Source organism: Salinirubellus litoreus (genome assembly GCF_037335815.1).
GTDB classification, from domain to species: Archaea; Halobacteriota; Halobacteria; order Halobacteriales; family Haloarculaceae; genus Salinirubellus; species Salinirubellus litoreus.
On sequence record NZ_CP147841.1, the window covers coordinates 227,895 to 250,808 of the forward strand.

Consider the following 22,914-nt stretch of genomic DNA (forward strand, 5'->3'; position numbering starts at 1 on the left):
TTCGAAACGCCGTACTTCGACCTCGTTAGCGGTGCTATCGGTGCGACCGGAGCGACCGCGTACCAGGGCCACACGGGACCGATACCGACCCGGCACCACGGTCAGTGACTGGAGAGTCGTCGGGTTCCGGTCCGGCGGACGGCTACGCCGGTGGAACCCGATACCGATCCGGAGACGTGAGCGTACGCACTGTTCGCTGTAGTTCGTTCGTGACGAGGGATTCACGGACCGCACCGCATCGACGCTACATCACGGACTCGAAGTACTCGATGGAGCGTTCGAGCCCCTCCTCCAGCGGGACGGTCGGTTCCCAGCCGAGTTCGGACTTCGCCTTCCCGATGTCGGGTTTCCGTACCTGGGGGTCCTGCGGGGGGAGCGGCTCGTGGGTGATGTCGCTCTCGCTGTCGGTGAGGTCGATGACGAGTTCGGCGAGCGAGAGGATCGTCCGCTCGTCCGGGTTCCCGACGTTGACCGGCGTCTGGACGTCGGACTCCATGAGCCGGTCGAAACCGCCGATGAGGTCCGACACGTAGCAGAAGCTGCGGGTCTGTGACCCGTCGCCGTGGACGGTCAGGTCCTCCCCGTTGAGCGCCTGGCGGACGAACGTGGGGATGACGCGCCCGTCGTCGAGTCGCATCCGGGGACCGTACGTGTTGAAGATGCGCGCGATACGGACGTCGATGTCGTGTTCGTCCCGGTAGGCCCGTAGCAAGGACTCGCCGTACCGCTTCGATTCGTCGTAGCACGACCGCGGGCCGTACGAGTCCACGTTGCCCCGGTAGCTCTCGGGCTGGGGGTTGACCTCGGGGTCGCCGTACACCTCGCTCGTCGAGGCGAACAGGTAGCTCGCGTCCTTCTCCTTGGCCAGTCCGAGGGTCTTGTGTGTCCCGAGCGCGCCGACCTTGAGCGTCTTGATGGGGTAGTCGCTGTAGAACACCGGGGAGGCCAGGCTGGCGAGGTGGATGACCCAGTCCAGCTCGCCGGAGACGTGAACGAACTCGGTCACGTCGTGTTCGTGGAACGTGAACCGATCGTGGTAGAATATCTCGTCGAGGTTCCCCGCCCGACCGGTGACGAGGTTGTCCATCGCCAGAACCTCGTGTCCGCCCTCGATGAGCGCTTCACAGAGGTGTGACCCGACGAACCCCGCCGCACCGGTCACGAGGATCCTACTCATCTCTCTGTTCCCGTATCAGGTTCGCGACCGCCTCGTTCATCTCGCCGTCGTCGTGTGAGAGCGCCATCTGTATGTTCGCCCGCAGCCAGTCCGGGATGTTACCGATGTCGAATCGGTCGCCCTGGAGCTCGGCTCCCCGTACCGCGGAGAGCTTGCGGATCGCGTCGGTCAACTGCAGCTCGCCGCCGACACCCGAGTCGATCGTGTCGAGAAGCTCGAATATCCCCGGGGTGAGGACGTACCGACCCGTGATGGCCAGGTTCGAGGGAGCGTCGTCCCGCGACGGTTTCTCCACGAAATCGGAGACCGGGAACGAGTCGGTCGACTGGTCCGCCTCGTCGACGTCCGCGACACCGTACGCGGACACCCGCTCCCAGGGGACCCGTTCCAGCGACACGACCGACTCACCGTACTCCTCGGCGTGGTCGATCAGATTCTTCGTACACGGGACCTCGCTCTCGACGATGGTGTCGCCGAGGAGGAGCGCGAAGGGCTCGTCGCCGACGTGCTTCCGGGCGTAGAGGACGGCGTCGCCCAGCCCGTTGCGTTCCTGCTGTCGGATGTAGTGGATATCCGCGAGGTCCGCGATCTCTTGGACTCGGTCCAGCTCCTCCTCCTTGTTCGCCGCCTTCAGCTCCTGCTCGAGCTCGTAGGACTTGTCGAAGTGGCGCTCTATCGACTGCTTCCCCCGCCCCGTGATGATGAGAACGTCGTCGATTCCGGACTCGACCGCCTCCTCGACGACGTACTGAATAGTCGGCTTGTCCAACACCGGCATCATCTCCTTGGGCTGGGCCTTCGTCACCGGAAGAAAACGAGTGCCAAAGCCCGCGGCGGGGATGACGGCCTTCCTGACTTCCATAGATACTCGTTATATCCGCCTGCCACTACTTGTCGATTTCCCCATGTCTCTGATCGTGTCGCGCGATCGGTCCCGATCCCGATCGGGTCGGAGACACCGTACCGGGAGGAAGTCTCGAAGCCCGAATGGCCGGACAGTCGTTGGAGCGAGCACGAAGCCGCCTCGCTCCGGGTTCACTCGGCGGCCGAAGCGATGGGCTCTCCACGCTACGACGATCGGTAAATCCGACTCCCGAGCGGCCCGGCCATCGGGAGTCGCCGATCCCTGGATCGGAAGGGGTCGTTCGGGGCCGCTCGAACAGCTCCCGGACGTCGTGGGAGTCCCGGAATCGACGGTCGCAGAGGGGCGGGGCCGTGGACGCAGGCGTAGCGGCGTTCGTCCAATACGATACCGGGGGGAGAGCGCGAGTGAAGGGCCCGTATACCGAATCCGATACCGGGAGCGCCGCGACTGTGCGAGATCCGTTCGACGGAGGACGGGCCGGATTCGGGTCGGAGGTTCCGGGATCCGAGTTCCCCGGGCGGGTCGGAGGCCGCGTTCGGTTCGTCCGGGATAGGGGCCACCACGGGGCGAGGATGGGCCGCGACGGTGGGTGGGACGGATACCCACACGAGTCCGGCATCGGAAGGGGAGGACAGACAATTATTATAAGCCCTTCGTGATAAGGAACGTTACCGACGGACGTCACATCGCGTTCGGCCCGAGCGCGCTGCCGGTTTCACGAACGGACGTGACCGCACGATCCGCAATGATCAACAGGATACTCTCTATGATCGAGAACGCGATCACGCCACGAAGAGGGACGGTCTCGGTCGTAATTCCGACGTACTACCGGAACGACGCGCTCAGAGCGGCTATCGAGAGCGTGAGATCGCAGACGTACACGCCGATCGAGATCATCGTCGTCGACGATTCGGGGGAGAGATACGCCGAATCGGTCGCCCGGGAGTACGACGTGACGTATCTCGCCCACGAGGAGAACGCGGGGGCGAACGTCGCACGGAACACGGGGATCGAGGTTACGGAGGGCGAGTACGTCCAGTTGCTGGACGACGACGACCGACTGCACCCGACGAAGATCGAGAAGCAGGTCGAACTGTTCGAATCGAACCCGTCGGTCGGGGTCGTCTACTGCGGGATCCAGCAGGAGAACGGCAACCTGTATCTGCCCGCCGAGGAGAACAGGGGGGACGTACTGGAGCAGGCGCTCAAGTTCAGCGAACTACACCCGTGTCAGACCACGACGATGCTCCTCCGTGGAGACCTCATCCGATCGTTACACCCGCTGGGTGACTGGCAATCCGCCGACGACATCGGGTTGAAGGTCCGGGCGGCGGAACGGATGGAGTTCGACTACATCGACGAGATACTGGTCGAGAAGGGTAACGCCGGCGAGCACCGGGTCACGAAGGTCGAGTTCTCCGACGACCTGTTCGGCATGATCGAACAGTTCGAGCACCTGTACGACCGGTTCGACGAACAGGTTCGGAGGGACGCGCTGGCGACCGCCTACCAGAGCAGGGGGGTCCGACTGCTGAACGGGTCCCGCTGGTCGGCCGAAGCCGTGATCTGCTTCGGGAAAGCGCTCTACTACAGCCGGTCGCTGGAGCCGGGACTCGTGGGTTCGTTCCTCAGTTCCATCTTCGGACGGGAGATGTACAGGCTGTCACGGCGGGTGTACCACTCGTTCTCGTCCAACGCCGCTCCGACCAGGTGATCACGTCCACGACTTCGTCCTCCTCCCCCGACCCGAGGACGCCCTCCCCATCCGCCGGTCGGCGGATAACCGACGCACCTGGCCGTCACAGGAGGTCATAGCGGATCTACGGACCACCTACCGTCGTCGAGTGGTGTCCACGCGAGTGAACCCTGCGGTGGTGGCGTGGCACTGCTCTGGCCGACCCGCTCATCCCCGCAGGAGGTTCAGCACCTCGTCGGCGACGTCGGGTTCGACGGCGACGACGTAGCGGCGGCCGGGGGTGAGCGTCGTGTCCGGGCCGGCGATTCGCTCGCCGTCGTCGTCCGAGACCACCAGGGTTCCGGTGGGGAACCGGACGTCCGCCAGCCGCTTGCCGGCGGCCGGCGCACCGTCCGCGATCCGTATCTGCATGATGTCGAGCGTCCCGGTGACGTCCGCGAGCGTCCGGACGTCGCTGCCGAGTATCTCGTTGGCGGCCACGCGTGCGCCCGCCCGTTCGGGGAACAGCACCGCGTCGACGAACCGGGTGTACGCCTCGCCGGCGGCCCGGTCGATACGGGCCACGGTCCGGATACCGGGGGAGAGCTCCCTCGCGGCCAGGCAGACCGCGAGGTTCAGCCCCGTCTCGCCGGTCAGTGCGGCGACGACGTCCGCACTCCCGATGCCCGCCTGTTCGAGGATGTCGGGGTTCGTCGCGTCCCCCTCCACGACCGTCGCGACGTAGGCGTCCGCGATGGCCTCGCAGGTGTCCCCGTCGCGCTCGACGACCGTGACGTCGTGGTCCCGTCCCACGAGCAGTTCCGCCGTCTGGAAACCGACGCGCCCACCGCCCGCGATGACGACGTCTAATCTGGATGGCATGGTGTCAGTCCTCGTCCGCGATCGTCCCCCTCTCGGAGCCTGGTTCGCTTCCCGTCCGGTTCTCGGCCGCCTGCCCGCCTGCCTCCCCGGTCGTCCGGACGCGTCCGAGTCCCGCGTACGCGACCACGCCGAGGAGAATCCAGCCCGCACTGAGCGCGAGTGCGAGCGGATCCGTCCGGATCAGGAACCGGATCAGGACGACCGTCAGCACCAGGTTCAGGACGATACCCAACACCGGTGGCAGGGGGTAGTACGGCATCTCGTACGGCCGGGTCATGTTCGGGCGCTCCCGGCGGAGCTTGATCACCGCCCCGTTGACCACGACGAACGAGAGCAGGAAGAACAGGCTGGACACGTTTCCGGCGCTCTCGGTCGGCAGCGCGACCGAGCCGAGCATCACGACGGCGCTCGCGAGGATCGCGAGGAACGGCGTCCCGAACCGGTGGTGGATCTGGCCGAACCCCCGGAGCAGCTGTCCCTCCCGACCCATCGAGAACGCCACCCGCGAGGAGGCGATCACCACCGCGTTGAGCGCCGTGAGCGTCGAGAAGACCGCCCCGAAGACGATGACCGCGCCGCCGTTCCGGATCACGGGGAGGCCCGTCGGCATGAACTCGGTAGCTGCCTGTGCGATGCCGGCCTCGCCCGCCGCCGCGAGCCCCTCCGCGCCGAGCGTTCCCACCGCGACGGTGACCACGAGCAGGTAGACGACGACCGTGGCGGCGAGGCTGACGAAGATGGCCTTCGGGATGTTCTCCCGGGGGTTCTCGACCTCTTCGGTCACCGTCGTGATGAGGTCGTACCCCTCGAACGCGATGAACGTCAGCCCCATCGCCGGCAGGAGTGCGAGCGCGGTGCGGTCGCCCGGGAAGAGCGGCTGGAACTCCGCGCCGCTGAACGCGGGCGAGGCGAGGCCGAACCCCACGAAGACCAGGAGGATGGCGACCTTCGTGACGGTGAAGACCGTCTCGACGTTCCCGCTCGCCGCGGTCGAGACCGCGTTCACCGCCACCAGCCCGAGGACCGCCGTGAACGCGAGCGCGAACCCCGCGGGAACGTCGACGGGGAGAACCGGCAGTGCGATAGCCCCGACCTGGTCCGGCGGCGGCACCACGTCGTAGACGTGGAGGAGTTCGAGGAGGTTCGGTGCGAATCCGAGCGCGTACAGCGCGCCCGCGATCATGTAGGCGAACCAGAGCATCCAGCCCATCAGGAACGAGGAGAGGTCGGCGAACACCTCCCGGACGAAGGCGTAGCCACCTCCCGACTTCGGGATGGCCGAGGCGAGTTCGGCGTACGACAGGCCCGTGAACGCCGTGACGACCCCGTTGAGCACGAAGACGAGTATCGCGCCGGGACCGGCGATGTCGGCCGCCAGTCCGGTGAGGACGAAGATACCCGCCCCGATCATCGCACCCATGCCGATCATCGTCGCGTCGAGGAGGCCGAGTTCGGCCTCGGGCGCGCGTTCACCGTGGCTGCTCACGTCGCGTCCCTCCTCGTCGCCGCACGCCACCGGCGATCGACCCCCCGGATACCCGTCCCGGCTCCATCGTCACGGCCACAATTCCCGCACTCCCGGCACCGTCGAGGGACACCCGTCTCGCCCGGGTAGCGTTCCGACATGGCTCCGTGTACGCGTCGACGGCGTCGTTCGCGCGGCTTGAACGCCGGGGTCGATTCCTCCCCACCGGGAACCGCGACCGGGATTGAACACCCCCGTTCGCCGCGGATCGGAATTCACCCGGACGATCCTGTTTATCGCCGTCGGGGACGTAGTGGTCGCATGGCTACCAGTAACGATGCGGCCGTCGTCGCGGCCGGTTCCGACGGGACCTCGGTATCGAAGCTCCCGATCGGCGTGCTCGCCCGGCGGGGGCTGATGGCCGGCGTCGTCGTCCTGCTGTCGCTCGCGCTCGTCCGACTCGTCGCCGGGATGGTCGTCCCGCTCGCCGACGTCGGACCCGCGTCCTGGAACCCCGTTCTCGCGACGGGTGTCGTCGTCACGGTCGGCGCGACGGTCGTCTACGGCCTGCTGACGCGCCTGCTGGACCGTCCCGACCGCGCGTTCGTTGGCCTCGCGGCGGCAGTCCTCGTCGTCTCGATGATCCCCCTCGTGACCGTCGCGCCCGCGCTCCCCGGCGTCACCACTGCCGTCGTCGTCGTCCTCGCCGCGATGCACGCCGCCGCGGCCCTCGCGGCCGTCGCCGTGCTGACGGGGCGGTGGGGCTGATCGGCCTCGACGGGGCCTGCCGTGACTGACGGGCTGCGGGGTCTCCAGGCGGCCGAGGAGGAATAGCGGCGTGTCCGGCAGCCTCGTTCGGCGGTAGAACCGACTGACGATCGGGGGCCCGGGGGTCGGGCGTGCGGTTACTTCCCGCGGCGCGAGTCGCTGCGGAGGCTCGGGCGGGTGTGCTCGGTCCCCTTCCCGCGCTTGCCCATCCCGCGGCCGCGGACGCCGGCACCGGTCTTGCCGCGGAACGGTCGGCCGCGCTGGGAGTCGTCACAGATCCAGTTCAGATCGTCGTCGTTTTCGATGGCGGGGTGCTCGGGGTCGAGCATGATCACCTCGTGCCACTTGCGCGACCCGTCCTCGCCGACCCAGTAGGAGTTGAGCACGCGGAGGTTCGGGTACTTGCGCGAGGCCCGCTCCTCGGCGATGCGCTGGATGGACTTCCGGCGGGTGATCTTGTTGACGCCCTGCCGCTTCGAGCGCCGACCGGCCTTGAACCGCTGCTTGCGGGCGCTACCCTTTCGGACCGCCACGCGGGCGACGACGACGCCCTGTTTGGCCTTGTAGCCCTGCGAGCGGGCCTTGTCGAGCCGCGTGGGGCGCTCGATGCGCTCGACGGCACCCTCGTCGCGCCATTCCTGCTGTCGTTGCCACTGTAGTTCGGCGAGCTTGCCCTCCTTCGGGGTCTGCCACGCCTCGCGGATGTGCGAGTAGAAGCTTCGTGCCATGTGTGTCACCACGGGCGTTGATGGTTCAGTTCCGTCCCGTCGGGGCGGAACCACATCCCGTCCTGCCGTAGCAGGTGCCCGCTGGTGCCCGTACTCCAGCGAGTTATCCGGGGTTCGACGCGTTCGTACTTAGGGACTTCGAAGCGGCGTCGAGCCCTCCCGGAGGATGGACCGACGAACGCGACCCGCCTAATACGACACGGTCCGAGCGATCCATCGGGTCGGGCACGAATCCTGGGCGGGCCGCTCGTTCCGGGGAGGGACTCGGAGACCCGGAGTCCTCGCCCCGATCGTCGTGACCCGCCCCCCGAACGTCTTTACCGGTACGGCCGGAGGGGAGGGGTATGCCGAACGAGCGCCGCGTCGAGGTCGGATCCAGGGAGTACGGGTTCACGTGTGACTGTGGCTGGAGCGGGACCGAGACCGGGATCGAGCAGTGGGACGTCCAGCGGACTCGCGATCGGGTGATTCGGTGCTGTCCGGGGTGCGGCGAGGCCGTTCCCGAGTGGGGGACCTTCCGCCCGATCGACGGCCTGGCCCGGATCGCGAAGGGCGACCTCCGGGCGGAGCTCGAAGCGGCGGGCGTCTACGACTGACCGACCGGTGGTTCGGCGCCGCCGAGGTCACCGGCGATCCCCGTTCACGTCGACAGATCACGCTCGGCGGTCGGCGACTTCCGTCCCCGACGACCGGGCGGACGGCGCGACGTGGAGGCGTGGACGATACCCAGCGGGACTCAGCGTGCCTCGCCGAGGAACTCCTCGACCCAATCCCGCGCCCGATAGCTGCTCTCGATCCGCCACTCCCTGAGCGTCGCGAGGAGATCGCGTTTCGCCTCCGCGGCCTCGGGGTCGGCCCACAGGTCGAACAGCTGGCCGTAGGACTCGCCCAGGAAGTGGACGAGCTTCCAGTCGTCGCTCCGCACCATCGTCATGAAGCCCGCGCCCATGTCGTCGTCCATGAACCCGATGTCGAGCGGCTGTTCGGTGAACACGTACTCGCGACCGCCCCAGTCCTCGCCCCGGATCGCCGGGAGGAGCGACTCCGCTTCCATCGACTCGGGGACGTCTACGCCGGCGAGTTCCAGGATCGTGGGACCCAGGTCCATCAGCTGACAGAGGCCGTCGACGGTTCGGCCGCCCTCGAACCCCTCGAACCCGTCCGGTGCCCAGGCGATGACCGGAACTCGGGTCACCTCGTCGTACATCGCGAGCTTCTCGATGTGACCGTGGTCGCCGAGCCCCTCGTGGTCCGACGCGAAGATCACCATCGTGTTCTCGCCGTAGCCGTTCGTCTCGAGCGCGTCCATCAGCTGGCCCACCTTCTCGTCGATCATCGCCACGTTGGCGTAGTAGTACGCACGCATCCGGCGAACGTGCTCCTCCTCGGAGTCGAGCGGGTAGCCGATCGAGTCCGAGTCGATCTCGGCGTAGAACTCCCGCTTCGCTCTCAGTGGTGGCGGCTGGCTCTCGACGTCGGCCTCGTCGATCTCGGGCATCGGTATCTCGCGATCGGGGTACGCCTCGGCGTACCGCTCGACCGGGTCGAACGGGGGATGCGGTCCCGGAAACCCCACTTCGAGGAACAGCGGCCGGTCGAGCTTCGGCATCGTATCGAGCCACCACGTCGCCACGTCCCCGACGAACATGTCGGGGTGGGTGTCCTCGGGGAGTTTCCACTCGTGTGCGCCGAGATGCTCCTCGTAGTCCTCCCAGTGGCGGTAGAACTCCCGCTGCTGTTTGACGAGCCCGCGTGGGGCGAACGCCCGGTCCCACTCGTCGAAGTAGAACCGTTCGGGGGAGTTTGGGGACGCTCGCGAGGTAGCGGTCCTTGTTCTCGACGGGGTACCGCTCGTCGAACCCCGCGGGCGCGTCGTACGGGATGGTGTGCATCTTCCCCACGTTCACGGTGTAGTAGCCGTCGTCCTGGAGCCGCTCGACCCACGTGTGTTGCCAGGAGCTCTCGTTCGAGTAGATGCCCGTGGTGTGGGGGTAGTACCCGGTAAAGAGGCTGGCACGCGAGGGGACACAGAGCGGTGCGGTGACGTGACAGTCGGTGAACGTCACCCCCTCGTCCACGAGGCGGTCGATGTTCGGCGTGTTCCATGTGCGACGCGCCGAGGGCGTTGATCGTATCCATCCGCTGCTGGTCGGTCGTGACGAGGACGACGTTCGGGCGGTCGGCGCTCATGCGGGTGGTTCACACCCCCACGACGGACGTACAAAAGTGTAGTAGTCGGCGCGGTAACGCAGAGACACCCAGCGGGACGACCGGGGGGTGTGGTACGGGAGGCAGAGATCGGTGTTCCCGATACTCGGTGTGCGTCGGGACGGTGGGGCCAGCACGGGGCCGGTCGAGGCTGTCGGCTCTCGCTTACGTGTCGCTGTCCTCGTCGATCGGCTCCGAGTCCTCGTCCAGGAACCCGTGATACGGGCAGACGTACTCGTCGCGGATCAGCTGTTCGTCGACAATCCGGAGCCCGATCGCGTCCAGTTCCTTGCTGATCCGGTTGAGGTCGTCGTGGTCCCTCCCGATGGCGTTCACGTAGACGTTCCGTTCCCCGGTCATGATCTCGCGGACGGCCGTCACGCCCCGTATGTCCCGGGCCTCGTTCGCGAGTTCGTCCCGTTGCGGGACCGGCGCAGTGCAGATGATCTTGGTGTACAGGGGGTATCCGGCGAGGTCGTAGTCGATGTCGATGTGGTACCCCCGGATGACGCCGCTGTCCTCCAGTTTGTTGAGGCGGGTCCGGACCGTGCTGGACGACAGACCGAGCTTCTCCGCGATGTCGGTCGACGACGTCGCCCTCGCGTCCTGCTGCAGGTAGTACAGGATGTGCCGGTCGACCGCGTCCAGTTCGCCCTCCTTCATCGACGGTAGGTACGGATTCGCCACGTGAATAAATCCCCGCTCCGCGCCGCTCGACACCTCCACAACCACCGTCTCGTCGCCGCGACCGATTTTGATGACAGTAGACGGTATTTTCGACCTCTATATTGACAATCCGTCATCTGAATCGACTGATTTATCAATACCCGTCACCCACGTGATGTCGAACGCCGCGTGAGATCTGACCGACCAGTGAGACTCAGCACTACCATCATGACTCCGATACGAGCCAGGGGAAGCGAATCGTTCGGCGACGTCGAAGAGCCCGTCCGCTACGTGCTTGGTGGCGGTCACGTCGGTGCCGCCATCGCCGAACGGTTGCGGGCGGACGGTCACCGGGTCGTCATCGTCGACCGGTCGTACCGGCCGGGCGACGTTCCGGGCTTCGTCGGCGATCCGACGGACCTCGAGGTGCTCTCGGAGGCCGGGGTCGGGGGGGCGTCGACGGTCGTCGTCGCGATGCGTTCGGACCGTCGCAACCTGCTCGTCGCCCAGCTCGTCCGCTCCCGGTTCGACGTTCCCCGGATCATCGTGTTCGTGAACGACCCCGATCGGTGTCCGCTCTTCACGGAGGCGGGTCACGAACCGTTCTGTGCGACGACCGCGCTGTCCGAGGCGCTCGGCGAGGTCGTATGAAGGAGCTGGAACGCGACCTGGGTCTGCCGTCCGTACTCGCGATAAGCATCGGCGCGATGATCGGTAGCGGGATCTTCATCCTGCCGGCCCTCGCGCTCGAGATCGCGGGGCCGGCGGTGATCCTCGCCTACGCTCTCGCGGGACTGCTCGTCGTGCCGGCCGCCCTCTCGAAGTCCGAGATGGCGACCGCGATGCCCGAAGCCGGCGGGACGTACATCTACATCGAGCGGGGGATGGGCCCGCTGCTCGGGACCGTCGCCGGTGTCGGGACCTGGTTCTCCCTCTCGTTCAAGGGGGCGCTCGCGCTCGTCGGCGGCGTCCCGTATCTGATCCTCGTGTTCGATCTTCCGTTGAAACCGGTCGCGCTCGGGCTCGCGACGGTTCTGATCCTCGTCAACCTGTTCGGCGCGAAACAGACGGGGCGACTACAGGTCGCGATCGTCGTCGTCATGCTGGCTGCCCTCGGCTGGTTCGCCGCCGGGAGCGCACCCAGTGTCCGGTCGGCCAACTACATCGGCTTCTTCGACGCCGGGGTCGGCGGTCTCCTCGCCGCGACCGGACTGGTGTTCGTCTCCTACGCCGGTGTCACGAAGGTCGCGAGCGTCGCCGAGGAGGTCGAAGATCCGGGACGCAACATCCCGCTCGGCATCCTCGGGTCGCTCGTGTTCACCACGATACTGTACGTGGCGATCGTGGCGGTACTGGTCGGGGTGACGGAGCCGGGGAGCGTCGCCGGATCGCTGACCCCGGTCGCGGTCGCCGCGGAGTCGACCCTCGGTCAAGCCGGCGTCGTCGCCGTCATCTCCGCGGCCGTCCTCGCACTCGTGTCGACGGCCAACGCGGGCATCCTCTCCTCGTCCCGCTACCCGTTCGCCATGAGCCGGGATCGACTCGCGCCGGCGTCGCTCTCGGCGGTCAGCGACCGGTTCGGGACGCCGGTGACGTCGATCACCCTCACGGGTGCGGTGCTGCTGCTGTTCATCGCCTTCGTCCCGATTCTCGAGATCGCCAAACTCGCCAGCGCGTTCCAGATCCTGGTGTTCGGCCTCGTCAACCTGGCCGTGATCGCCTTCCGCGAGGGGAGCACGGAGTACGACCCCGAATTCACGTCCCCGCTGTACCCCTGGGTGCAGATCTTCGGCGTCGTCACCGGCGGGCTACTGCTGACCCAGATGGGGACGGTCGCGCTCCTCGGAGCCGTCCTCATCACCGTCGGGAGCGTCGGCTGGTACGCCGTCTACGTTCGGTCGCGGGTCGACCGGGAGGGCGCGGCGACCGACGCGGTCCGCCGGCGCGTCGGCAGGGACGTCCTCACGGAGACCGAATCCGTCGTGAGCGGGGGTCGCCACGAGGTCCTCGTCGCGCTCACGAAGAACCTGGACGAAACCCGCGAGCGGTCGCTGGTCGCCATCGCCGCCGACATCGTTCGGCCGCACGACGGCCGCGTGGTCGTCGTCCGGTTCGAGGAGGTGCCCGATCAGGCCCCCCTCACGGAGGATCTGACGGTACAGTCGGCGACGGATATCTCCTACGAGACGCGGATCGAGTCGCTCGCGACGGACCTGGACGTCGACGTCGAGGCCGACGAGGTCGTGAGCCACGACACGAAGCACGCGATCGTCAACGCCGCGGAGAGCCGGGGCGTGGACGCGATAGTGGCCGAGCACGAATCGCTGCGGCTCCGGTCCCGGCTGTTCGGCGACCCGATCGACTGGGTCGTTCGCCACGCGGGATGCGACGTCCTCCTCGTTGACAACCTCGGGTACGACCGGCCGGCGCGTGTTGCGCTCTCCACCGACGGGGGGCCCTACCCCCCACTGACGGTGGACGTCGCCGAGGCGATCGCCGTCGCGAACCGCGGGGACGTCTCGCTCTGGTACCCCGCCGATCGGAACGGGACGGACCCGTACAGGCGCACGATCGACGACTACCAGTCCGAGCTCTCGGAGATACTCTCCGTCCCGGTACGCTCGGAGTTCTTCAGAGCCGACGGTGGACAGCCAGCGAGTCCCGACGTGGTCGTGCGACGTGGGGCCGACGTGAGGCTCCGGAACGCGCTGCTCGACGACCGCCCGCTCTTCCCGAGCCCGGGCTGCACGACCATCACCGTCTACCCTCACGAGTCACGACGGCCACGGTTCACGCGCCGACTCCTCGAACGTCTCACCTTCTGATCGATCGAGCCACGACGGGCGATATTCGTTGTATCGCTCGTCATCGGCCCCCACGGGAGCCGTGCTCGCCGAAGCGATTCGAGGGCGTCGACGCACTGTAGGTCGCTATCGGATACCACCGGAAACAGAGGAGCATCATGGAGATTCGATATCGCGACATTCGGTTTATCTTAATACGGAGGTATCGATCGGCGCACTCCAGGGATCACCATGGAAGGGGCTCGGCGCGTCGTCAGAGCGAGTTTCGGACGCTCTCGAACGCACCGTCGGCGATCGCCCGAGCGATCACACCGGCGTCCAGGTCGTCCGGCACCTTCGAGGGGTGTTTCCGGCGGAAGTAGCTCAGGAGATTGGAGACGTCGCGTTCGAGGAGCTCCTCGGCGTTCTCGTGGGCGGTCGGCACCGCCTGCGGCCAGTCGAACACCGTCACCCCCTCGGAGCTCACCGAGACGTTGTACTCGGACATGTCGGCGTGGACGTACCCGCCCTCGTAGGCCCCCGCGACCTCCTCGAGGACGAGATCGAGTACGGGGATGACCTGCGCGGGATCGAGTTTCGCCCGGGAGAGTTCCACCCCTTCGAGCTTCTCCATGAGGATCGCGTGACGGTTCTGATCGACCGGGCGTGGAACCCGGACGTCGGGGTAGAGCGTCTCGAGGGCCTCGTACTCGCGTTCCGCGGCCTTTCGAGCGGTGTAGAACCAGGAGATGTGCTGGTTGTCGCTGGTGTAGTCCCGCTCCTTTCGCACCTCCCGGAAGTTCGTGTACCCCTCCCGGTGGAACTTCAGCGCGAGGGGTTTGTACGACCGGGCCTCGTAGACGTCGCTCTCCTTGCCCACCCCCAGCGGAGCGCCGACGCCGTCGATGCTGTCGCGCTCGGCGAACGTCCGCAGCGCCAGCGCGTCGTACCCCTCGAACGTGAGCCGGAACCCCGTGTACTGGATCGTCTTGCGCTCGATCAGCCCGCGGTCCTCACAGCGGTCGAGCCGGTAGCCGACCTCCTCGCCGTCGAGGCGCGAGAACTCGGGGAGTTTCCCCTCGGCAACCCACCGCGAGAAGCGCATCCCGTGTTCGAGTCCCGAGAGGAGGTAGAAGTCCTCCGGCTCGAGTTCCGCCATCTCCCCGGCGACGTTCCGGACCATTCAGCACCCGATAGCCAGCGGATACGTAAAAGCGGCGCGTGTCGGGTTCGTACCGTCGATAAACCACGGGGCGCGATATCGAATCGGTCTGGATCACCTCGGTCCCCCCGTCAGGGGTCGCCAGATACCTCCAGAGTACACGGAGCGGGACGACAGCTCGGGTCGTCGGCCGTCGCCTCCGAACCACGATCCATCGTGAGCCGTGAGGGATAGGCCTCGTGATCCGGTTTCATCGTTCGGCGATCCGTCCGGAAGATCCGTTCGCTCGACACGCGAGCGGATGGGCCGTCTGGGACCCGCGTCGGCGCTCGTCCGCGACGAGTAGTGTTAGTTGGATCAGTCCCGTGGCGGCCGGAACGATCGGGACGCCTCCGACGATCCGTGGATCACCGCGCCGACCACCTCCCGCATCGCCCGTCGCATCCGCCCGGAGGTCGCCTGTTTGCTCACGCCGAGTCGCTCCCCGAGTTCCGAGAGCGTCGCCTTCCGCGGCACCTCGAAGAACCCCATCTCGTAGGCCGTCGTGAGCGTCCGCCACTGGACGGCCGATAGCCGTTCTTCGACCGGCGGCACTCCGGGTCGTACACGCCGTTCAGCTCGAGTTCGAGCCCGCTCTCGTCACAGCGGTCGCCGAACCGTCGGAGACGCTCCCGGTCCGGGAAGCGCAGCCGGAACTCCCACGTCCCGTCGGCCCCGGACCCCTCCAGTACGCTGCCGTCGGCGTCGAGGAGCGCCGCGCCGAACCCGTCGACCTCCGACGTCCACCCGGCCCGGTAGAGATCCCGGCCCTCGACGTCCGCGAGCCGCTCCACCGACGCGACCGATGGCTGGGACTCGAGGGACTCCTCGACGCACTCGCGGGAGCCCCCCGAAACCCCGAAGTAGGGGTGTACGTGATCTCCGAGGAGGACCAGGCGTTCGACCTCGACGGAGACGCCGGAAGAACTCTCCAGAAGCCTCCCGAGGGGGAGGGCGCCACCGGCGACCGTCACGTCGGCTATCGTCGCCATAGTGGCTCTCTACGTGTGTACCGATCCCACGCTACGTAGGAATTCGGGCTGCATGTGAAAGCCGAAGCGTCGGAATATCGTCTCTATCGGCCGATAGCTCCCGCTCCGTGGACCCCCTGGTGAGGGGTCGATCGGGCCCCACGGCCGAACGACCGAAAGGCGACAGGTACGTTCATCCGTCGGTGAGTTCCGGGCTGTTCGCCCCATCGTGTGGGTCGCAGGGTTAAGCTCTCGAAGGGTCTACACGGACCATGGTCCGTACATCGAGACTCGCATTCGGAGCCCTCGGAGCTGCCGGAGCCGTCGCCGCTGTCGGTGCCTGGAACCTCTACCAGCGCTACACGACGCCCGGCGTCCCGTACACGGTGGTCGCCCGGGTCGGCGACGTCGAGCTACGTCGCTACCCGCCGGCCGTCCTGGTCGAGACGGTCGCCACCTCCGACGGGGACGCGTTCTCCCGGCTGTTCCGGTACATTACCGGTGCCAACGAAGGCGGCGACGATATCGCCATGACCGCGCCCGTGGAGGCCGATAGCCGGGGGGCATCCGTCCCGATGACTGCACCTGTCGAGGTCGGAGCCGAGGCCCGTGGCGGGTCGATCCCGATGACCGCACCCGTCGAGATCGACCCGGAGTTGGAAGGAATCAGGATGGCGTTCTACCTCCCCACCGACTACGACCTCGACTCGGCACCGACCCCGACCGACCCCGCGGTCGACCTCGTGGCGATCCCGGATCGGACGCTCGCAGTCCGGCGATTCTCCTGGCGGCCGACCGACCGGCGGATCGACCGCGAGACGGAGCGGCTGCTGGAGGCGCTCGGCCGGGCGGACGTACCCACCGCGGGCGAGCCGTTCTTCCTGGGATACGACGCCCCCTGGACGCTCCCCTTCGTCCGTCGGAACGAGGTGGCCGTCAAGGTCGAGGCCGACGTCCGGGGAGCACGGTAGTACCCGAGCCGAGTATCTCACGTCTACCCTCGGTCGCCCGCCGGCAGTCCCGGTCCCACCGAGTCCAACAGATCCCGGACGCTCGCCGCGACCTCGTCGAGCGCCTCGTCCGCGGCGGGCACGTCGTCGGTCAGCGAGCAGAAACCGTGGGCGAGCGACGGGTAGTGGTGAGCGACCGCGGTACCGTGTTCGTCGAGTCGATCCGCGTACGCCCGTCCCTCGTCCCGGAGCGGGTCGTGGCCGGCGGTCGCCACGACCCCGGGCGTCTCACCGAGGAGCTCGTCCGGGGCCTCCAGAACGACCGCGAGTGGGTGGAGTGCATCGGCCGGCGAGCGGAGATACCCCTCCCAGAACCACTCCACGTCCCGGCGAGTCAACAGGGGTCCGTCGGCGTTCTCCCGGTAGGAGTCGCCGGTGAACGAGCGATCGGTCATCGGGTAGAGGAGGAGCTGGCAGGCGAACGGCGGGCGGCCGTCGCTCTCGGCGTACAGGGCCGTAGCGGCCGCGAGGTTCCCCCCTGCGGAGGTCCCCGCGAGGCCGACCCGCGCGGGATCGCCGCCGAGGCTCCCGGCGTGGGCCCGGGCCCACTCGGCGGCCACGCTCGCGTCCTCGACGGCCGCGGGGAACGGATGTTCGGGCGCGAGACGGTAGTCGACGCTGACGACCACGCAGCCGACTCGCGCGGCGAGCGCCCTGCAGACGTCGTCGGCCGAGTCGAGCGTCCCCAGGACCCACCCGCCGCCGTGGTAGAAGACGAGCGTCGGGAGCCCCTCCTCGCGCGCCTCGATCTCCGGTCGGTACACTCGGAGGGGCAGGTCCCCGCCCGGTCCGTCGATGGCGAGGTCGCGGACCGCCGCCATCGCGGGGCCCTCGCCCGCGGAGAACAGCTCGTCCTCGAGTCGACGGGCGCTCTCGACGCTCAGGGCGTGCCACGGCGGGAGGCCCCGCTCCTCGAACTCCGTGACGACCCCCGCCAGGTCGGTATCGAGCGGTTCCGTGTCGGTCATACGCACGTCTCGAGACCCCGAGACCTCAACCTTCCCGTACTCGACGCCCGCCGCGCGCCCCGCAAGACACAACCTCACTCCGGCCTCCGGGGGCACATGGACAGCGATCCCCTCCCGGGGTTCGAGCCCACGCTCGCGTACGCCCGCGCTCGCGACGAGGAGGGGTTCGACCTCCGCGACCGGTTCTCCGTCCCCGACGAGGAGTACATGGACGGCAACTCCCTGGGGCCGCTCTCGGTGGACGCCGAGCGCACGCTCGATCGCGTGATCGAGGAGTGGCGCGAACTCGGTATCCGGGGGTGGACCGACGCCGACCCGCCGTGGTTCGGCTACGCGGAGTATCTGGGGGAGCAACTCGCCCCGGTGGTCGGTGCCCGCGAGGACGAGGTGGTCGTCGCCAACTCGACGACCGTCAACGTCCACACGCTGGTCGGGACCTTCCTGGACGCGGCGGACGTCGAGGGCCGGAAGGTCCTCGTGAACGAACTGGACTTCCCGACGGACCACTACGCGATCCGCGCCCAGCTCCGCGCGCGGGGGCTCGACCCCGACGAACACCTCGTCGTCGTCGAGTCGCGGGACGGAAGGATCATCGAGGAGGCGGACGTGGAGGCCTCGCTCGCCGACGATCCCGACATCGGCATCGTGTTCATGCCGAGTGTGCTCTACCGCTCGGGACAGCTCCTCGACGTCGGGCGGCTCACCCGTGCCGCACACGACCACGGCGCGCTCGCGGGGTTCGACCTCGCGCACTCGGTCGGCGCGGTGCCCCACGAACTCGCCGATCACCGCGTCGACTTCGCCGTCTGGTGTCACTACAAGCACCTCAACGCCGGGCCGGGGGCGATCGCGGGGCTCTACGTGAACCGCGAGCAGTTCGGGCGGACCCCCGCGCTCGCGGGGTGGTGGGGACACGAGAAGGCGACCCAGTTCGACATGAACCCGACGTTCACGCCCGCGGACTCGGCCGGGGCGTGGCAGATCGGTACCGTTCCCGTCCTCGCCGCGGCACCCCTGGAGGGTTCGCTCGACCTCCTCGCGGAGGTGGGTGTCGAGGCGATCCGGAAGCGATCGGTCGCGCTCACCGAGTTCCTGATACGCCTCGTCGACGAGCGACTTCCCGACTGTTCGGTGGGGACCCCACGGGAACCGGATCGCCGGGGTGCTCACGTCGCCGTCGAGCATCCCGACGCCTACCGGGTCTGCGAGGCGCTCCGGGACCGCGGGACGGTCGTGGACTTCCGGCCGCCGAACGTCGTCCGTGTCTGTCCCTCGCCGTACTACGGGAGCTTCGAGGAGGTCTGGAGGGTGGTGGAAAAAATCCGGGAGGTGCTCGATTCGGGGGCACACGAGGCCTACGACCCGCCGTCGGGCGGCGTCACCTGACGCAGTCAGAAACAGGTCGGGGATCCGATCCCGTCGGCTACGGTACCCGTCCGCCACTCGGCGGCGCAGCAGATGCCGGAAGCGAGGCGCCCGATGGTACACTCCCCGTCGACCGATCAGGCCCCGGTCGAGGTCGCGTGGAGGCCGACGATGCCGACGACGACGAGGCCGATGAACCCCGCGCGAGCGAGCGTCGCGGGTTCGTCGAACAGGACGACCCCGAGGGTCGCGGTCCCTACCGCGCCGATGCCGGTCCAGACCGCGTAGGCCGTCCCCACCGGGAGATCCTGCACCGCCCTCGCCAGCAGCACCATACTGATGATCACGGCGATCGCCGTAAAGAGCGTCGGCACTGGCCGCGAGAGCCCGTCCGAGTAGGCCAGGCCGATAGCCCACGCGATCTCGAACAACCCCGCGACGAACAGCACGTACCAGGACATACCGATCGGGAGGGCGGAGCGTGGCTATGGCTTTCGTTCCTCGACGAACCGTTCTCGCCGGAGCGCCGATACAGATATAAACCAGATACCGCTATATCGAATCCGTTCGGAGAGAGGGCGTCTCGTGTCACTGCCGCGAACTGGGAGCGAAAGCGGGTTGCTCTCGCGGGGGGAGGTTTTTCTCCCACCAATTTTGATTCAAGATGATGGGTGGTGCCCTGAATACAAATGGGAGGGGAGGGCCCAGAAGGACGACCGGCCCCCATTCGTATCCTCCACGTCGACGACGAGCCCTCCTTCGCGGACCTGACGACGGCACACCTCGAACGCGAGTACGACCAGTTCAGCGTCGAGACGGCGACGGGCGCTAGCGAGGCGCTTGAACGGCTCGCAGAGGACGAGTTCGACTGCGTCGTCTCCGACTACAGCATGCCGGGACGGAACGGGATCGACTTCCTCGAGGACGTCCGCCGGAGCCACCCCGAGTTGCCGTTCATCCTCTTCACCGGGAAGGGGAGCGAGGAGGTCGCGAGCGAGGCGATCTCGGCCGGCGTCACCGACTACCTCCAGAAGCAGCCCGGATCCGAGCAGTACGCCATCCTGGCCAACCGCATTCGGAACTCCGTCGACCGGGCGGTCGCTCGACGCGAGCGCCGACGCCAACTCGACGCCATCGAGACCGCCAGGGAGGGGATCAGCATCCTCGACGAGGACGAGCGGTTCGTCTACGTGAACCAGGCGTACGCGGACCTGTACGGGTACGACCCCGACGAGATGATCGGGGAACACTGGACCGTCAAGTACGACCCGGAGGGCATCCGGAAAGTAGAGGAGGAGATCCGGCCCGCCCTGGGGGAGGAGGGCTACTGGCAGGGTGAGACGGCAGCAGTTGACTCGGACGGTAACACCCTCGTGATCGATCAGGCGATCGCGGCCACCGACTACGGCGAGTACGTCTGTATCGGCAGGGACGTCACCGACCGGAAGGAGCGGGAGCGACGATACGAGGCCATCTTCAACAACACGTACACGTTCGTGGGGCTGCTCGAACCCGACGGGACGGTCCTCGAGGCCATGAGACGGCCCTCGAGTTCGGAGGGGTGATCCGCGAGGCGGTCGTCGGGAAGCCGGTCTGGGAGACCTACTGGTTCCGGGACAACGAAGATGCCCGAGCGACGATCCGCGAGGCGGTCGAGCGGGCACGGCACGGCGAACTCCACTGGGACCAGATCCGGGTACGGGGGAACGACTGCGAGGCGATCGTCGACTTCACCGTCCGGCCCGTCACCGACGAAGACGGGGAGGTGACGGCACTCATCCCCGAGGGACGCGACGTCACCGAGCAGAAGCAGCGGACCCAGCGGCTCGAAACACTCGTCGACAACTTGCCGGGGATGGTCTACTGGCGTGGTACGGGCCGCGAGTCGCAGGTCGAGACCGTCGGGGGGGAGGTCGAGGAGCTGACGGGATACTCAGAGCAGACCCTGGAGACACGGACGGGGATACTCCACGGCGAACTCGTCCACCCGGACGACCGGGAGAAGGTCCGGGATGCGGTCGAAGGGACCGTGGCGAACGGGAAACCGTTCGAGATCACGTACCGCCTGGTCACCGCCGACGGCTCAGAGAAGTGGGTGTGGGAACGAGGACAGCGCGTCGAGGCCGTCGGGAGCGGCACGGAATTGATAGAAGGATTCATCACCGACATTACGGACCAGCACGAGACGGCACAGGAGCTGCGGAGGGAACGTGAGTTCGTAGACCAGGCGCTCGACACCCTCGACGACCTCTTCTACGTCGTCGGGGCGGACGGCCAGATGATCCGCTGGAACAAGCGGCTGACGGAGGTTACCGGCTACACGGACGAGGAGATCGCGGACATGTACGCGATCGATTTCTTCCCGGAGGACGAACGCGGGCGGATCGGCGAGGCGATAGACGAGACGCTGACGGCGGGGAAGACGATCGTCGAAGCCGACATCCTCACGGCGGACGGCGAACGGGTCCCCTACGAGTTCACGGGAAGGCGACTGACCGCGGCCGAGACGGACATGGCTGGACTCGTCGGTGTCGGCCGCGACGTGCAGGAACGCGAACGGAGACAGCGGAACCTGGAGCAGAAGAACGAGCGACTCGACGAGTTCACCGGGATCATCTCACACGACCTCCGGAGTCCGCTGAGCGTCGCGAGCGGACGGATCGAGCTGGCCAAAGAGGAGTGCGACAGCGAACACCTCGCCCACGCGACCAGCGCACTGGAACGGAGTCAGGCGCTCATCGACGACCTGCTGATCCTCGCTCGAGAGGGCGACCGGGACGCGGTCGAGTCGTTCGAACTCGTGGACGTCATCGAGGCGTGCTGGCGGACCGTCGAGACTGAGAACGCGACGCTCGTCGTCGACGTCGATCGACGGATCCGAGCCGACCGGAGCCGACTCCAGCAGGTCCTCGCCAACCTCGTCCGGAACGCGGTCGAACACGGTGGGGAGGACGTGACCGTAACGTTCGGCGAGACGGAAGACGGGTTCTACGTCGCCGACGACGGACGGGGGATCCCGGAGGAGGAACGCGAGCGCGTGTTCGAGCCGGGCTACTCCACCGCGGCGGACGGTACGGGGTTCGGGTTGAGCATCGTCGAACAGATCATCGAGCAACACGGCTGTGAGATCCGAGTCGCCGAGAGCGACGCGGGTGGTGCACGCTTCGAGATAACTGGCGTGGAATTCGTCGACTGAACCGCCGAGGCGCTCGGCGCGTGTCGTGTCGACGTGGCCGCCCGGCGGACGGGAGCGGAACGTTACGGGCCATCCCGGGGCCCGTTCACCGGGGACGACGGTGGAACCGGGGTCCGGACCGGCCCGCGGTCAAGCCATCCGACCCCGGATTCTCGCTATCGTGCCGGACGTCGTGCGGACACCGGATCAGCACTGACCTGACCTCCCCCGATCGGATTCCGTATCGTGGCGAGTGGTTTATCACGTTCGCCGGGGGCCTTTTAATACTCGTCCCGCGTCTGCCGGGGTATGGAACTCAAGATACTGCTGTACGAGGGGTTCGACGAACTGGACGCGATCGGCCCGTACGAGGTGCTCCGGAACGGCGCACGGGCCGGCGCGGACCTCTCGACCCGGATGGTCACCCTCGACCCGAAGGAGACGGTAACCGCGAGTCACGGCCTCCGGGTGGGGGTCGACGGCACGCTCGGATCGCCGGACACCCTCCTCGTGCCCGGGGGTGGGTGGGGCGACCGCGCCGAGACCGGCGCGTGGGCCGAGTACGACCGGGGGGACATCCCGGAGGCGATCGCGAGCGCGCACGACCGGGGGGCGACCGTCGCCACGGTCTGTACGGGCGGGATGCTCGCCGCGGGCGCGGGCATCCTCGACGGCCGTCCGGCGACCACGCACCACGTCGCCCACGACGACCTCCGCGAGGTGGCCGAGTTCGTCGAGGCCCGCGTGGTCGACGACGGCGACGTCCTCACCTGTGGCGGGGTCACCTCCGGTATCGACCTCGCCTTCCACTTCCTCGCCCGCGAGTTCGGCGAGGAGATCCGTGACCGCGTGGCGAGACAGATCGAGTACGAGCCCTCCGGGGACGTTTACGTCGGTTGACTCGGGGGAGGGCCCCGTCTCTCCCCAGGAGGCAGTCGAACGATCCCACCCGATGGTTCGATCGGCCTTCCCCGTTGGCGAACGATTTTAGACCCGGAGGCACCCTT

The 22,914-nt window shown here is 67.5% G+C and carries 20 protein-coding genes and 3 pseudogenes; 10 read left to right on the forward strand and 13 right to left on the reverse strand.

Annotated elements, in window-relative coordinates; all coding sequences use genetic code 11:
• Window positions 1-244: 244 nt before the first annotated feature.
• Both WDJ58_RS01095 and galU read right to left on the reverse strand, forming a co-directional pair.
• The gene (locus WDJ58_RS01095) at window positions 245-1,177 is read right to left on the reverse strand and encodes a UDP-glucuronic acid decarboxylase family protein (protein WP_338915781.1); all 933 of its coding nucleotides are present in this window, start codon (window positions 1,175-1,177) and stop codon (window positions 245-247) included.
• Window positions 1,170-2,039: a UTP--glucose-1-phosphate uridylyltransferase GalU gene (gene galU, locus WDJ58_RS01100; protein WP_338915782.1), complete on the reverse strand. Its 870-nt coding sequence runs from the start codon at window positions 2,037-2,039 to the stop codon at window positions 1,170-1,172. Before galU ends, WDJ58_RS01095 begins: the two co-directional genes overlap by 8 nt.
• A gap of 748 nt (window positions 2,040-2,787) precedes the next feature.
• On the opposite strand from galU, the gene WDJ58_RS01105 reads away from it, so the two are divergent.
• Window positions 2,788-3,756, forward strand: a complete 969-nt coding sequence (locus tag WDJ58_RS01105; RefSeq protein ID WP_338915783.1) for a glycosyltransferase family 2 protein — start codon at window positions 2,788-2,790, stop codon at window positions 3,754-3,756.
• 189 nt (window positions 3,757-3,945) lie between these two features.
• Here the strand turns inward: WDJ58_RS01105 and WDJ58_RS01110 are convergent, their stop codons facing one another.
• Window positions 3,946-4,599, reverse strand: a complete 654-nt coding sequence (locus tag WDJ58_RS01110) for a potassium channel family protein (RefSeq protein WP_338915784.1) — start codon at window positions 4,597-4,599, stop codon at window positions 3,946-3,948.
• A gap of 4 nt (window positions 4,600-4,603) precedes the next feature.
• Complete coding sequence (locus WDJ58_RS01115) at window positions 4,604-6,028, reverse strand: APC family permease (protein ID WP_380661543.1); 1,425 nt, start codon at window positions 6,026-6,028, stop codon at window positions 4,604-4,606.
• Between the two features lie 357 nt (window positions 6,029-6,385).
• Here WDJ58_RS01115 and WDJ58_RS01120 point away from each other — a divergent pair, with 357 nt between their 5' ends.
• Window positions 6,386-6,832 (forward strand): hypothetical protein, encoded by a 447-nt coding sequence (locus WDJ58_RS01120; RefSeq protein WP_338915785.1) that lies wholly within the window; start codon window positions 6,386-6,388, stop codon window positions 6,830-6,832.
• A gap of 137 nt (window positions 6,833-6,969) precedes the next feature.
• On the opposite strand, the gene WDJ58_RS01125 is transcribed toward WDJ58_RS01120, so the two are convergent.
• Window positions 6,970-7,560 (reverse strand): 50S ribosomal protein L15e, encoded by a 591-nt coding sequence (locus WDJ58_RS01125; protein ID WP_338915786.1) that lies wholly within the window; start codon window positions 7,558-7,560, stop codon window positions 6,970-6,972.
• A gap of 344 nt (window positions 7,561-7,904) precedes the next feature.
• Between WDJ58_RS01125 and WDJ58_RS01130 the strand changes: the two genes are divergently transcribed.
• Window positions 7,905-8,156 carry a hypothetical protein gene (locus WDJ58_RS01130; RefSeq protein ID WP_338915787.1) on the forward strand — a complete coding sequence of 84 codons (252 nt, stop codon included), beginning with the start codon at window positions 7,905-7,907 and terminating at the stop codon, window positions 8,154-8,156.
• 140 nt (window positions 8,157-8,296) lie between these two features.
• Here the strand turns inward: WDJ58_RS01130 and WDJ58_RS01135 are convergent.
• From WDJ58_RS01135 to WDJ58_RS01140, 3 genes and pseudogenes are all read right to left on the reverse strand, one after another.
• Window positions 8,297-9,235, reverse strand: a pseudogene (locus WDJ58_RS01135) (sulfatase); the annotation flags it as partial.
• A gap of 190 nt (window positions 9,236-9,425) precedes the next feature.
• Window positions 9,426-9,695: pseudogene (locus tag WDJ58_RS26300) on the reverse strand (sulfatase-like hydrolase/transferase); the annotation flags it as partial.
• Window positions 9,696-9,933: 238 nt separating this feature from the next.
• Window positions 9,934-10,431 (reverse strand): Lrp/AsnC family transcriptional regulator, encoded by a 498-nt coding sequence (locus WDJ58_RS01140; RefSeq protein ID WP_338915788.1) that lies wholly within the window; start codon window positions 10,429-10,431, stop codon window positions 9,934-9,936.
• A gap of 231 nt (window positions 10,432-10,662) precedes the next feature.
• Between WDJ58_RS01140 and WDJ58_RS01145 the strand changes: the two genes are divergently transcribed.
• Complete coding sequence (locus tag WDJ58_RS01145) at window positions 10,663-11,085, forward strand: potassium channel family protein (protein WP_338915789.1); 423 nt, start codon at window positions 10,663-10,665, stop codon at window positions 11,083-11,085.
• Window positions 11,082-13,259, forward strand: a complete 2,178-nt coding sequence (locus tag WDJ58_RS01150; RefSeq protein WP_338915790.1) for an amino acid permease — start codon at window positions 11,082-11,084, stop codon at window positions 13,257-13,259. The genes WDJ58_RS01145 and WDJ58_RS01150 overlap by 4 nt, the downstream gene beginning before the upstream one ends.
• A 232-nt stretch (window positions 13,260-13,491) precedes the next feature.
• On the opposite strand, the gene WDJ58_RS01155 is transcribed toward WDJ58_RS01150, so the two are convergent.
• The 3 genes and pseudogenes from WDJ58_RS01155 to WDJ58_RS26305 form a co-directional block, all read right to left on the reverse strand.
• The gene (locus WDJ58_RS01155) at window positions 13,492-14,400 is read right to left on the reverse strand and encodes a serine/threonine-protein kinase RIO2 (RefSeq protein WP_338915791.1); all 909 of its coding nucleotides are present in this window, start codon (window positions 14,398-14,400) and stop codon (window positions 13,492-13,494) included.
• A 336-nt stretch (window positions 14,401-14,736) separates the two neighbouring features.
• Window positions 14,737-14,973: a helix-turn-helix domain-containing protein gene (locus tag WDJ58_RS01160; RefSeq protein WP_338915792.1), complete on the reverse strand. Its 237-nt coding sequence runs from the start codon at window positions 14,971-14,973 to the stop codon at window positions 14,737-14,739.
• A gap of 29 nt (window positions 14,974-15,002) precedes the next feature.
• Window positions 15,003-15,410 (reverse strand): annotated as a pseudogene (locus tag WDJ58_RS26305) (bacterio-opsin activator domain-containing protein); the annotation flags it as partial.
• Window positions 15,411-15,661: 251 nt separating this feature from the next.
• Here WDJ58_RS26305 and WDJ58_RS01165 point away from each other — a divergent pair.
• On the forward strand, window positions 15,662-16,360 hold the full coding sequence (locus tag WDJ58_RS01165) for an SOUL family heme-binding protein (protein WP_338915793.1): 699 nt from the start codon (window positions 15,662-15,664) through the stop codon (window positions 16,358-16,360).
• A gap of 23 nt (window positions 16,361-16,383) precedes the next feature.
• On the opposite strand, the gene WDJ58_RS01170 is transcribed toward WDJ58_RS01165, so the two are convergent.
• The gene (locus tag WDJ58_RS01170; protein WP_338915794.1) at window positions 16,384-17,367 is read right to left on the reverse strand and encodes an alpha/beta hydrolase; all 984 of its coding nucleotides are present in this window, start codon (window positions 17,365-17,367) and stop codon (window positions 16,384-16,386) included.
• A gap of 96 nt (window positions 17,368-17,463) precedes the next feature.
• Here WDJ58_RS01170 and kynU point away from each other — a divergent pair, with 96 nt between their 5' ends.
• The gene (gene kynU, locus WDJ58_RS01175) at window positions 17,464-18,753 is read left to right on the forward strand and encodes a kynureninase (protein ID WP_338915795.1); all 1,290 of its coding nucleotides are present in this window, start codon (window positions 17,464-17,466) and stop codon (window positions 18,751-18,753) included.
• 116 nt (window positions 18,754-18,869) lie between these two features.
• Here the strand turns inward: kynU and sugE are convergent, their stop codons facing one another.
• A complete protein-coding gene (gene sugE / locus WDJ58_RS01180) occupies window positions 18,870-19,193 on the reverse strand; it encodes a quaternary ammonium compound efflux SMR transporter SugE (RefSeq protein WP_338915796.1) in 324 nt (107 codons plus the stop codon).
• 228 nt (window positions 19,194-19,421) lie between these two features.
• Between sugE and WDJ58_RS01185 the strand changes: the two genes are divergently transcribed.
• The 3 genes from WDJ58_RS01185 to WDJ58_RS01195 all read left to right on the forward strand — a co-directional run bounded on the left by WDJ58_RS01185 (window position 19,422) and on the right by WDJ58_RS01195 (window position 22,807).
• Window positions 19,422-20,297 carry a response regulator gene (locus WDJ58_RS01185; RefSeq protein ID WP_338915797.1) on the forward strand — a complete coding sequence of 292 codons (876 nt, stop codon included), beginning with the start codon at window positions 19,422-19,424 and terminating at the stop codon, window positions 20,295-20,297.
• Window positions 20,294-21,928 (forward strand): PAS domain S-box protein, encoded by a 1,635-nt coding sequence (locus tag WDJ58_RS01190; RefSeq protein WP_338915798.1) that lies wholly within the window; start codon window positions 20,294-20,296, stop codon window positions 21,926-21,928. Before WDJ58_RS01185 ends, WDJ58_RS01190 begins: the two co-directional genes overlap by 4 nt.
• Before the next feature lie 288 nt (window positions 21,929-22,216).
• On the forward strand, window positions 22,217-22,807 hold the full coding sequence (locus tag WDJ58_RS01195) for a DJ-1/PfpI family protein (protein ID WP_338915799.1): 591 nt from the start codon (window positions 22,217-22,219) through the stop codon (window positions 22,805-22,807).
• Window positions 22,808-22,914: the final 107 nt, after the last annotated feature.

Coding starts and splice junctions, on each gene's coding strand:
- WDJ58_RS01095 (WP_338915781.1), bottom strand. CDS start 1,177: ATGAGTAGGATCCTCGTGACCGGTGCGGCGGGGTTCGTCGGGTCACAC.
- galU (WP_338915782.1), bottom strand. CDS start 2,039: ATGGAAGTCAGGAAGGCCGTCATCCCCGCCGCGGGCTTTGGCACTCGT.
- WDJ58_RS01105 (WP_338915783.1), top strand. CDS start 2,788: ATGATCAACAGGATACTCTCTATGATCGAGAACGCGATCACGCCACGA.
- WDJ58_RS01110 (WP_338915784.1), bottom strand. CDS start 4,599: ATGCCATCCAGATTAGACGTCGTCATCGCGGGCGGTGGGCGCGTCGGT.
- WDJ58_RS01115 (WP_380661543.1), bottom strand. CDS start 6,028: ATGATCGGCATGGGTGCGATGATCGGGGCGGGTATCTTCGTCCTCACC.
- WDJ58_RS01120 (WP_338915785.1), top strand. CDS start 6,386: ATGGCTACCAGTAACGATGCGGCCGTCGTCGCGGCCGGTTCCGACGGG.
- WDJ58_RS01125 (WP_338915786.1), bottom strand. CDS start 7,560: ATGGCACGAAGCTTCTACTCGCACATCCGCGAGGCGTGGCAGACCCCG.
- WDJ58_RS01130 (WP_338915787.1), top strand. CDS start 7,905: ATGCCGAACGAGCGCCGCGTCGAGGTCGGATCCAGGGAGTACGGGTTC.
- WDJ58_RS01140 (WP_338915788.1), bottom strand. CDS start 10,431: ATGAAGGAGGGCGAACTGGACGCGGTCGACCGGCACATCCTGTACTAC.
- WDJ58_RS01145 (WP_338915789.1), top strand. CDS start 10,663: ATGACTCCGATACGAGCCAGGGGAAGCGAATCGTTCGGCGACGTCGAA.
- WDJ58_RS01150 (WP_338915790.1), top strand. CDS start 11,082: ATGAAGGAGCTGGAACGCGACCTGGGTCTGCCGTCCGTACTCGCGATA.
- WDJ58_RS01155 (WP_338915791.1), bottom strand. CDS start 14,400: ATGGTCCGGAACGTCGCCGGGGAGATGGCGGAACTCGAGCCGGAGGAC.
- WDJ58_RS01165 (WP_338915793.1), top strand. CDS start 15,662: ATGGTCCGTACATCGAGACTCGCATTCGGAGCCCTCGGAGCTGCCGGA.
- WDJ58_RS01170 (WP_338915794.1), bottom strand. CDS start 17,367: ATGACCGACACGGAACCGCTCGATACCGACCTGGCGGGGGTCGTCACG.
- kynU (WP_338915795.1), top strand. CDS start 17,464: ATGGACAGCGATCCCCTCCCGGGGTTCGAGCCCACGCTCGCGTACGCC.
- sugE (WP_338915796.1), bottom strand. CDS start 19,193: ATGTCCTGGTACGTGCTGTTCGTCGCGGGGTTGTTCGAGATCGCGTGG.
- WDJ58_RS01185 (WP_338915797.1), top strand. CDS start 19,422: ATGGGAGGGGAGGGCCCAGAAGGACGACCGGCCCCCATTCGTATCCTC.
- WDJ58_RS01195 (WP_338915799.1), top strand. CDS start 22,217: ATGGAACTCAAGATACTGCTGTACGAGGGGTTCGACGAACTGGACGCG.